This window comes from Bacillus sp. NEAU-242-2 (assembly GCF_027853835.1).
In the GTDB taxonomy this organism is placed as follows: domain Bacteria; phylum Bacillota; class Bacilli; order Bacillales; family Bacillaceae; genus Bacillus; species Bacillus velezensis.
In genome coordinates, this window is the sequence record NZ_JAPNNY010000010.1 from 45,232 (window position 1) to 55,286 (window position 10,055).

Below are 10,055 nucleotides of genomic sequence, written 5' to 3' on the forward strand. Positions count from 1 at the left end.
TATTTCAGGATTTCCAAGGCTTTACTTACTATAAGAACTAATTCTTACAAACAATAGCAAACAAAAAGATTGACGATTATTGGAAACCTTGTTATGCTAGGAATGTAAGGAATTTTGTCGAATAATGACGAAGAAAAATATAAACTACAAATAATTATCTCTCGGGAGGAGACTGTTAATGAAATCTACTGGTATCGTACGTAAAGTTGATGAACTTGGACGCGTCGTTATCCCTATCGAACTTCGCCGTACACTGGGCATCGCAGAAAAAGACGCTCTTGAAATTTATGTTGATGATGAAAAAATCATCCTTAAAAAATATAAACCAAACATGACTTGCCAAGTAACTGGTGAAGTTTCTGATGATAACCTTAAACTTGCCGGCGGCAAATTGGTACTCAGCAAAGAAGGCGCTGAGCAAATCATCTCTGAAATTCAAAACCAGCTTCAAAACCAAAAATAAGCTATTTCATACAAAAACCGTTCTTGTTATGACACAAGAACGGTTTTTTTTATGATTGAATGTGATAAGCGTCATAAATCTCGCGTTTCGGTACGTCCCGATCTACCGCTGTTTGTTTTATGGCCTGTTTGGAAGAAGATCCTTCATTTATGTAATGCTCCACATGTTCTTTCTCAGAAAGCTCCGCCCACCAAGGCTTTTCCTCTTCATCCGGTTCAGCGCCTTGATTGCCTTCGACAACGAGACAAAACTCACCGCGGATTTGATCTTCGTTTGCCCATTCAAGCACCTCGGCGATGGTTCCTCTGATGAATTCCTCATACTTTTTCGTTAATTCCCTCGTGACGGCGATGGTTCGATTCCCCAAAACGTCATGCATTGCTGTTAATGTTTCTTTTAATCTGTGCGGCGCTTCGTAAAATATCATCGTTTCCTGCCGTTTTTTCAGGAGTTCGAGTTCTTTCTTCTTTTCTTTTTTCTGTCTGTTTAAGAATCCGTAGAAGAAAAACGGCTGCGGGGTGATCCCTGATGCGGTCAGCGCGGTTAATGCCGCATTTGCACCCGGAAGCGGAACGACATATCCGCCGATTTGGGTGAAATCTCTCACAATCTCAGCCCCCGGGTCGGAAATTGTCGGCATACCGGCATCACTGACCAATGCCACATTCTTTCCGCTTTTCAGCCATTCAATGATTTTATGGCCGCTGCTTTCTTTATTATGTTCATGATAGCTGATGAGAGATGTTTCTATGTCATAAACATGGCACAGCTTTTTCGTCTGTCTCGTATCTTCGGCAGCTATGACATCGGCCGATTTCAGCGTCTCTACTGCACGAAAGGTCATGTCCTCCAAATTGCCGATCGGTGTAGGAACAAGGTACAGAGTTCCCATTTCAGATTTTCCGTTAAAACTCATCTGGCGTCTTAACATATACAGCCTCCTTGCTGCGTCGTTTTTCTTCTATATATTGCTCTTTTTTCTTTCGGGTCAGCTGCTTAAAACGGTATTCCGCCTGCATCGCTTCCCGTTTTGTTTCAAATGATTCCGCATGGCATAACGAAACCGGCCTTCTCGCCCTTGTATATTTCGCGCCCTTTCCCTCATTGTGGGTTTTCAACCGTTTTTGCAGATCATTTGTATAACCGGCATACAGACTGTTGTCATTGCACAGCAGCACATAAAAGAAATGACTATTTGTCTCCATATAAAATCGTGCGGATCTCTTTCGTATATTCATTTTGTTCATTGTATACAAAGAGCGGGGGAAGAATTTTGAGATCAGGGCGGCCGCCTTTAATTCCTTCAACCAAAATGGTATTCGCTTCTTTACCTTGTTTCGGATAAATAAACTGAACCCGTTTCGGTTCTATTCGGTATGCTTTCATTAGTTGAAAGATTTCCAAAAGCCTCCCCGGCCGATGAACGAGAGCCGCTTTTCCGCCTTGCTTCAGCAGTTTGCTGCTGACGGAAATCACATCTTCAAGCGTGCAAAGGATTTCGTGCCTTGCGATTCTGAGATGCTCGTTCAGGTTCTGCTCCGCCTCTTTCGGTGTTTTAAAATAAGGCGGATTGCAGGTGACAACATCATATTTATTATGTCCGAGTCTTTCCGGCATATTTTTCAGATCATCATGAATGAGACTGATCTGACCGCCCAGCCCGTTGTATTCCACGCTTCGGAGCGCCATATCATACAAGCGTTCCTGAATTTCAACCCCGGTGATATCGGCTTTTGACCTTGTGCTGAGCAAAAGCGGCACAATGCCGTTCCCCGTGCATAAATCAACGATGTTCCCCTTTTGAATCGGAACGTATGCAAACTTAGACAGCAGCACGGCATCTAATGAAAAAGCGAAAACCGTCGGACTCTGTACTATTTTCATATCCTCTGCTAATAAGTAATCCAATCTTTCATCATCACGTAATGAAACCATAATCTTATTCCTTTCGGCACTCTTTGAAAAAGGCTTCCGACATCAGCGGAAGCCTTTTCCTTATTTTTTATTTAAGAAGGACAGACAAAAAAGGCAATCTCCCTTGCGGACGCTCCCATAATGGACGTTGCAAATATGAAAGCCTTCTTGATACAGCCGGGCCAGATTGTCGTACCCTTCTCCTATATCACTCTGCTCTGCCTTCTGTGTTTTTGTTTCTTTCTGATCGGCTTTGAACTTCTCAATTTGCTCCGTCGTGTCATCAAGCCGCTTACGCAAATGCTTATTTTCAAGCTGAAGATGGTGATTCTCTTCAATCATTTCGCCGATATGCTGCTTTAAGTCACCCAGCTGACGGTACAGCGAACCGATTTGTTCCTCCAGGTTTATGACAGTATCAAATAACTCTTTTTTATCCAAGGTTCCACACCTCGTTAATCTGTGGTTTGTGCGGATACGACGCCCTCTTCCAAGAGCTCTTCCCAAGTATATTCTATCACTTTTTCACGATTCTTCAGTTCCACCTGAAGCACCCGTTCCAGAATATTAAGACCGACAACCTTTGCGGGGCCGTTTGCCGTCGTAATCATTTCGCCTAAATCCGGCAGCTGTTCTTTTGCCGTCTCATACTCATCATTTTCGTACTTCAAACAGCACATCAAACGGCCGCACAGACCGGAAATCTTCGTTGGGTTCAACGATAAATTTTGATCCTTCGCCATTTTGATGGACACCGGTTCAAAATCACCGAGGAACGTGGAGCAGCAAAGCATTCTCCCGCATGGTCCGATACCGCCGAGCATTTTCGCCTCGTCCCTTACCCCGATTTGGCGCAATTCGATTCTCGTTTTAAAGATAGAAGCCAAGTCTTTGACCAATTCCCTGAAATCAACCCGTCCGTCTGCCGTAAAGTAAAAAATGACTTTATTGCGGTCAAACGTAAATTCAACATCAACCAGCTTCATATCTAAGCCGTGGTCAGCCACTTTTTTCTGACAGACTTCAAAAGCGGACAGGGCCTCCTGTTTATTTTCTTCTACAATGAGAAGATCGCGTTCATCAGCAACGCGAATAACCTTTCGAAGCGGAAGCACAACATCATGCTCGTCCACTTGTTTATTTGCGATGACAACCTGCCCGTATTCTACACCTCTTACGGTTTCAACAATGACGCAGCTGTCTTGTTCTATATCAAATCCGTTCGGATCAAAATAATAAATTTTCCCCGCTTTTTTAAAGCGGACGCCTATTACGTTGTACAAGCTTATCCCTCCTGCAACGTTAACACCAAGTGCTCCATTAATCCCTGCACATTCACATTGGAATGAAGCCGTTTTTTTGCTTCTAAAACAGCGAGAATTTGGTTCGTAACGCTTTGTTGTGTAAATTGCAGCGCATGCTGTTTTATTGATTGGAATAAGTCTTGATAAATCAGTTTATCTTCATTTCCAATTTGGATGGATAATACATCACGGTATATCAATAAGAGCATATCAAGACCCATTTCTTGATGGGTTTTTTCTTTGAAAAAGGGCACCCACTGATCCTGAATGAAGAAAAAGGCATGTCCTTTCCGCTGATGTAAGACTTCATACAATTTTATCACTTTCGCTCTGGACTCTGCAAACTCATCATTTCGACTTAATTCGACTGCTTCCGCAATATTATTTGTCATATTTGCTAAGAGCCGGGCCATGTGAGGGCTCACTTCCTGTTCAATCAGTCTTTCTTCTATGGCTTTCGGCTGAAGCGGCTGGAACGGGAGAACCTGACATCTCGAAACGATGGTATCCAGTATTCGGTGGAGCTGCTCAGTAATCAGAATTGCGATGGTGTCTTGACTCGGCTCCTCTAAAAACTTCAGCAGACTGTTTGCCGCATTTGTCGTCATTTGATCCGCATGGGATATAATGTACAGCTTTTTATGCGATTCCAGTCCTGTTTTAGAAAACTCTTCCTGAAGCGATTGGATCTGAGCCTTTTTAATGGATAATCCGTCGGGCTGAACCACATGCAGGTCGGGATGGTTTCCGGATTCGATACGCTTACAGTTCCGGCACTCCCCGCAAGGCTCAGTCCCGCCTTCAAGGCAAAAAAAGCTTTTTGCGAGAAGCAGTGCGGCATCCAATTTGCCCGTACCTTTTTTGCCTTCAAACAGATATGCGTGAGAAAGCCTTTTCTTTTTAATGCTGTTATGCAAAAGCCGCATCACTCTGGGCTGCTGCCCGGTCATTTCCTTCCATGATATTGCCATTGTATCACTCTCTATGTGTAAAGGTTAATTAATAAACCTTTTATTTCTCCGATTCGATCCAGCAAATCAATTGCCGGTTTTTCCTGATCTAACATTTCTTCCGTCAGCTGAAGCAGTTTTTCATCTATTTCTTTCACAAGCCCCAGGGTCCGGCTGCTGCCGTACAAGTCAAAGCTTTTCTCCGTCTCATGCGATAATCCGCTGTCTACGGCCTCTTTTACAAAACGTTTTACCAATCCTTTGAATTTCGCTAAGTCTTTGAAGTTTCTCGACTTCGTCAGCCTTTTCCCGAACGTTTCTATATCCGTTAAGAACCTGCTCAGCTGATCAAATTTCAGCTTGCTGCTTTGGCTGTCCATTGAACTTTTAAACGTTCCGGAAAGCTCTGCCGCTTTATAAGCAGGCTGCTGCTTTTTCTCAATAAATGTACGTAAGTCAGAATTTATTTTCACGTCGTCAAATCCTTAAAATTGATGAAATTCATCGACCGGGAGGACAAAGACCGTCGCTCCGCCGACTTCCACTTCGACGGGATATGGAACGTATGAATCCGCATTCCCGCCCATCGGGGATACCGGGGCAATCATCTGATCACGTTTACAGCCATTCTCTTTAATGAGGCTGAGCGCTTTATCGACACGGATATCTTCCACCCCGATCATAAACGTCGTATTGCCTGATTTAAGGAATCCGCCTGTTGTCGCAAGCTTCGTCACCCTGAAGTTGTGGTCGGTTAATACTTTCAAAAGCCTGTTGCTGTCCTGATCCTGCACCACTGCCACTATTAATTTCATTCTCTAGGCCCCCTTTAGGTTGGAAAGAACATTGTCGTTACATTCATTATAGCAACTTATGAGAAACAGGTCACAACTGAATTTTTTTCAATGCTTCATTTATCACTTGAAGCGCGTCCTGAATGACGAGTTCCTTCTTTTTCGATGCGTCGATTGTATGGAATCTTTCCGGAAAACGCTGCATAACCTTTTGGTATCCTTCCCGTACTTTCGTGTGAAAGTGCAGGGCCTCAAGATCGAGACGATTCTTTTCTCTTGAATCATTCGACGTAATCCGTTTCAACCCTTCTTCAGGCTCAATAGAAAAATAGATGGTGACATCAGGCATCGTATCGCCGATTGCAAACTGGTTGATAGAAAGAACTTCATCAATGCCGAGCCCTCTCGCATAGCCTTGATAAGCCAGCGAACTGTCGATGAAACGATCACACAGCACAATGCGCCCTTCTTTCAATGCAGGCTGCACCTTTTCGGTTAAATGCTGTCTTCTCGCCGCGGCGTAAAGCAGCGCCTCCGTTTTTGCATCCATCAGTGTATTGTTTTTATTTAAGATCACTTCTCTGATCTGTTCCGCAATGTCGATGCCGCCCGGTTCTCTTGTCGCTGTCACCGGGAGCCCCTCTGCCGACAGAATCTCTTTCAGTTCCTGAAGCACAGTCGTTTTCCCTGCACCTTCAGGACCTTCAAATGTTATAAATAAACCGCTCATGATTTCTCCTCTTCTATATAGACAAGTAATTGTTCCCCGTTTAACAAGCCTTGAATATGCGCGTCCATGCCGATTAAACGGGAAAGCTTCTGTACGATCTCTTCTGTTATCCGTTCGCCGTCCATGATCAGCGGAATTCCCGGCGGATAAGGAATAATGTTCCCCGCATGCAAGCGCCCGGCCGCCTTATTTATATCTGCAGGCTCTTTTGTAAACTTCCGCATCTCATTTTGCGGATATTCAAGTGTCGAAATGGACGGAAATGTCCAATTCACGGCATCCGGCAATTTATCGGGCGGTGTATTCTCCAGTTTCTGCTGTATGTTTCTTACGGCTGCCTGTTCTATCATCCGCCGGCCGCCTATCGGCAGTACGAGCAATACTTGGTACTCGTCAGCCAGCTCGGCAACAATGCCTTCACTCTCCAAAATGCGTTGTAATGAATAGCCGGAATGTCCGAGCTTTGACCGAAGTATTAATTTTAACGGGTCCGCCCACATCCCATATCCGGAAGGCTCGATTATTTCAATAGAAGAAATTGATGCGAACCTTCGTTTGATTTTCTCAATGTGCTCCATATGGACGGGAAGTGTCCCTTTTTCAGCAATGTCCTGCACATAAGCACGCGCCGTATCTAAAGATGCCATAATCGGGTATGACGGGCTGCTGCTTTGCAAACTGCTTACATAATAAGTTAATCGATCTCTGTCAATTCGGGTGCTGTTTAAATGAAAGTAAGATCCCATCGTCATAGCCGGAAGCGTTTTGTGAGCCGATTGAACAACGGCGTCCGCCCCCATAGCCAATGATGAAGGCGGGAAAGGCTGGCCTAACACAAAGTGAGCCCCATGAGCCTCATCCACCAGTACAGGAACACCGTATGAATGGGCTTTTTTAACTGCCGCAGTCAAATCGGCGGCGTGTCCGTAGTAAGTCGGATTGGTCAGAACAAGTCCTTTCGCGTTCGGATATGACGCCAGCGCTTTTTCGATGACTGAAAGGGATACATGTGCCGGCACATGCATGTTTTCATCGATTTCCGGCGCCAAATAAACCGGCTTGGCTCCGGCCAATGTCACCGCATGGAAAACAGACTTGTGACAATTACGCTGGATCAGAATGGGTTCACCCGGTTCACAAACAGCTAAAATCATCGCCAGATTGCCGGCGGTCGTTCCGTTGACGAGAAAGAAGCTTTCCTGAGAGCCGTACAATCTGCTCACCAAATCCTGCGCTTCCTTAATGACCCCTGTCGGGTGATGCAAGTCATCAAGACCCGTGATCTCAGTCATATCAATAGATAAAAGAGATTGATATACAGATTTCGCTTCATCAAAAAAGACATCTCCATTGTGATGTCCCGGAACATGAAAAGAATACGTATTTCGGTGCGCATGCTTCATCAGCGCTGTATATAAAGGTGTGTCCATTTTTAAACAAATCCTTTGCCTGTCTTTCTTATTATATCGTGCCTGCGAGCCAACTTAAAGCTAAGACTTTTTGCCATCTAGCCGTTATCCCGGCCGGACTTCATATCAAGCAGTTTCTTTTTTAAATCGCCCTCCATGATAACAAGCTCCTCCTCGGCACGCCTGCGTTTCATCCTGCCTTCTTCTTGAATAGACATGATTTCTTCAAGTGTGCTGACTAAGCTTTCCTGCACTTTTTTGAGGGTGTCTGCCTCAACAAGTCCGCGCTCATTGGCTTTGGCCGTCTCGACTGTGCTTGTTTTCAGAAGTTCGGCGTTTTTCAGCAGCAATTGATTTGTCGTATCCGCCGCCTTCTGCTGCACATCTGCCGCACTCCGCTGCCTCATAAGCGTCAGCGCGATGGCGACTTGATTCTTCCATAAAGGAATAGCCGTAACAATGGAGGACTGAATTTTCTCTGCCAGTGCCTGATTCGTGTTTTGAATCAGACGGATTTGCGGCGCACTCTGAAGCGTAATCTGCCTGCTCAGCAGCAGATCATGCACCCTCTTATCCAGACGGTCGGCAAACTGGCGAAGATCATTCACTTCCTGCGCGGCCATTTGATTGTGTTCTCGTAATTCGGCTTTTCTTGCCGCTTCGGGAATAAGCTTTGTTTTCAGCTCATCTAATTTTAATTCACCCGCTGCTATATACATAGTTAAATCAGAAAAGTATTGTTTATTTTGGGCGTACAGCTGATCTAACCATTTATTGTCACTCAACAGCACATTTTTAGAATGTTCCAGCCTTCTGCTGATACGGTCAATCTGCACACTTGTCTTTTGATATTTCGAAAGCACTTCCTGCACAGATCCGGATACCCTTTTAAACAGCCGGGCGAAAAACCCTTTGTTCTTTACCTGCAGATCATCGGGGTTTACCTGGTCAAGCTTCAGCATCAGATCAGCCAATATTTGTCCCATCTCTCCTGCATCTTTTCTTTGCACGTGCTCTATCATCGTGTGGGAAAATTCCAGAAGATTCGCCTGCGCCTGTGAACCAAACAGAACAATGCTTTGCATGTTCCCAGGGTCCAGTTTTTCAGCGAGCTGAAGTGCCGCTTCTCTTTTTTCTTCCGGCAGCGTATCTGCAAGCTTTAGATGAGTCTGGTCATTTTGGGCGCCTATGCTGTCATCGGAACGGTCTTTGGCCATTTCCTTCTTCCTTTCTTATTTTCTCAGTGAATGCTTTGCCATATCTAATTCAAAGTGCAGGTCGTCGATGTCCTCCTTCATCAGTTCATGAAGATCCTCTTCCAGCCTTCTGGAAAGCTCCGCCAGAGTCATCCTCGTCTCACTCAAGGACATTGATAAATCTTTATTTTTTCGCGGCTGTGATGAGAGCAAAGCATACTTTTCCGTCAGTTCCACAACAGAATCAAGCGTTTGATAATAGAAACGCTCTGCCTGATAAAAACGCTTCGGCTCCTGCTTTGTGAGCAGATATATTCGTCGGGTTATCCGCAGTATCTCTGCATTCTGCTTCAGCATTTGTATACTTTTCGAGCGGAAAAGCGCCCTGCGTAATCGGATGATTTTACCCTTTGCTTCCTCGAGATTTTCCTTGATATAAGCATATTCTTTTCTTGTCAGCCGGTGTTTTTTTAAAAAGAGACGCTTCGCATTCCACAAGCCGGACGCACTGACTGCGGCTCCACCGGCTGCCCCGTATAAAAGCGAATACAGAAAAGGCTGATGCCCTATCGTAAAGAAGGTTATCCCCGCTAATACAAAAACTGTGCTGCCGCAAAACGTCCATTTCATATATTGAATAAACGGTTTCATACTTGATCGACTCCTATTTATTCACTTTTATCAGTATTATCTATTACATTCCATGTCTAAACAAGTTCCTCTTCTTATCGTATCAGTTCTTTTATAAAAAGTGAAAAAACTCCTCTGATTTCAGGCAAAAAAAAGACCCTTTTCAGGGTTAAGAATATAACGTCGGTGTATGAAGGCTTTTCAGTTTACGAACGAAAAATTCATAATTCGGATCAGAGGTCGGAGTGGAAACTACTTTCTTCTCACACTCTAAACATATAAATTTCGTATAAATATGGATTCCCCTGCTTTTCTTGGTTTCACACACAATACATGTTTCTTCATGGCCGGACGTTTCATTCATTTTGCCCACCTCCGTATGAATAGCCTTCCCTTAAGCTGTTGATTGTATACACAATTTGGATCTTTTTGAAGTTTGCAATTAGTATATGGGCGTTCCCGTATTTCGGTGTTTGTTTTGTTTTTATTCAAAAACAAAAAAGGCAGCTCATGATGAGCTGCCTTTACCGTAATGATAGCTTGGCGGCGTCCTACTCTCACAGGGGGAAACCCCCGACTACCATCGGCGCTGAAGAGCTTAACTTCCGTGTTCGGCATGGGAACGGGTGTGACCTCTTCGCTATCGCCACCAAACCATTGAGAGT

The 10,055-nt window shown here is 44.5% G+C and carries 14 protein-coding genes and 1 rRNA gene; 1 reads left to right on the top strand and 14 read right to left on the bottom strand.

Features of this window, described 5'->3' with window-relative positions:
- The first annotated feature begins 172 nt into the window (after positions 1 to 172).
- On the top strand, positions 173 to 463 hold the full coding sequence (gene abrB / locus OWN49_RS18840) for a transition state genes transcriptional regulator AbrB (protein ID WP_169510469.1): 291 nt from the start codon (positions 173 to 175) through the stop codon (positions 461 to 463).
- A gap of 49 nt (positions 464 to 512) precedes the next feature.
- Here abrB and rsmI read toward each other — a convergent pair whose 3' ends face one another.
- The 14 genes from rsmI to rrf form a co-directional block, all read right to left on the bottom strand.
- Positions 513 to 1,394: a 16S rRNA (cytidine(1402)-2'-O)-methyltransferase gene (gene rsmI, locus OWN49_RS18845; RefSeq protein WP_094247307.1), complete on the bottom strand. Its 882-nt coding sequence runs from the start codon at positions 1,392 to 1,394 to the stop codon at positions 513 to 515.
- Complete coding sequence (locus OWN49_RS18850; protein WP_007409921.1) at positions 1,369 to 1,668, bottom strand: GIY-YIG nuclease family protein; 300 nt, start codon at positions 1,666 to 1,668, stop codon at positions 1,369 to 1,371. The genes rsmI and OWN49_RS18850 overlap by 26 nt, the downstream gene beginning before the upstream one ends.
- The gene (locus OWN49_RS18855; protein ID WP_077721687.1) at positions 1,655 to 2,398 is read right to left on the bottom strand and encodes a tRNA1(Val) (adenine(37)-N6)-methyltransferase; all 744 of its coding nucleotides are present in this window, start codon (positions 2,396 to 2,398) and stop codon (positions 1,655 to 1,657) included. Before OWN49_RS18855 ends, OWN49_RS18850 begins: the two co-directional genes overlap by 14 nt.
- Before the next feature lie 60 nt (positions 2,399 to 2,458).
- Positions 2,459 to 2,818: a replication initiation-control protein YabA gene (yabA, locus tag OWN49_RS18860; RefSeq protein ID WP_004264720.1), complete on the bottom strand. Its 360-nt coding sequence runs from the start codon at positions 2,816 to 2,818 to the stop codon at positions 2,459 to 2,461.
- A gap of 14 nt (positions 2,819 to 2,832) precedes the next feature.
- Complete coding sequence (gene ricT / locus OWN49_RS18865; RefSeq protein WP_004264723.1) at positions 2,833 to 3,660, bottom strand: competence/sporulation regulator complex protein RicT; 828 nt, start codon at positions 3,658 to 3,660, stop codon at positions 2,833 to 2,835.
- 2 nt (positions 3,661 to 3,662) lie between these two features.
- The gene (gene holB, locus OWN49_RS18870) at positions 3,663 to 4,652 is read right to left on the bottom strand and encodes a DNA polymerase III subunit delta' (protein WP_176283082.1); all 990 of its coding nucleotides are present in this window, start codon (positions 4,650 to 4,652) and stop codon (positions 3,663 to 3,665) included.
- Positions 4,653 to 4,663: 11 nt separating this feature from the next.
- Complete coding sequence (locus OWN49_RS18875) at positions 4,664 to 5,104, bottom strand: YaaR family protein (RefSeq protein WP_004264730.1); 441 nt, start codon at positions 5,102 to 5,104, stop codon at positions 4,664 to 4,666.
- A gap of 12 nt (positions 5,105 to 5,116) precedes the next feature.
- Complete coding sequence (gene darA / locus OWN49_RS18880) at positions 5,117 to 5,446, bottom strand: cyclic di-AMP receptor DarA (RefSeq protein ID WP_004264734.1); 330 nt, start codon at positions 5,444 to 5,446, stop codon at positions 5,117 to 5,119.
- 70 nt (positions 5,447 to 5,516) lie between these two features.
- A complete protein-coding gene (gene tmk, locus OWN49_RS18885) occupies positions 5,517 to 6,155 on the bottom strand; it encodes a dTMP kinase (RefSeq protein ID WP_004264737.1) in 639 nt (212 codons plus the stop codon).
- Positions 6,152 to 7,585: an aminotransferase class I/II-fold pyridoxal phosphate-dependent enzyme gene (locus tag OWN49_RS18890; RefSeq protein WP_176283081.1), complete on the bottom strand. Its 1,434-nt coding sequence runs from the start codon at positions 7,583 to 7,585 to the stop codon at positions 6,152 to 6,154. The genes tmk and OWN49_RS18890 overlap by 4 nt, the downstream gene beginning before the upstream one ends.
- 77 nt (positions 7,586 to 7,662) lie before the next feature.
- Complete coding sequence (locus OWN49_RS18895; RefSeq protein WP_095318604.1) at positions 7,663 to 8,781, bottom strand: toxic anion resistance protein; 1,119 nt, start codon at positions 8,779 to 8,781, stop codon at positions 7,663 to 7,665.
- Between the two features lie 15 nt (positions 8,782 to 8,796).
- Entirely contained in the window at positions 8,797 to 9,411 is a 615-nt protein-coding gene (locus OWN49_RS18900; RefSeq protein WP_014304187.1) for a 5-bromo-4-chloroindolyl phosphate hydrolysis family protein, read from the bottom strand.
- A gap of 148 nt (positions 9,412 to 9,559) precedes the next feature.
- The gene (locus OWN49_RS18905; RefSeq protein ID WP_004264749.1) at positions 9,560 to 9,754 is read right to left on the bottom strand and encodes a sigma factor G inhibitor Gin; all 195 of its coding nucleotides are present in this window, start codon (positions 9,752 to 9,754) and stop codon (positions 9,560 to 9,562) included.
- A gap of 174 nt (positions 9,755 to 9,928) precedes the next feature.
- Positions 9,929 to 10,044: ribosomal RNA gene (rrf, locus tag OWN49_RS18910) — 5S ribosomal RNA — on the bottom strand.
- Positions 10,045 to 10,055: the final 11 nt, after the last annotated feature.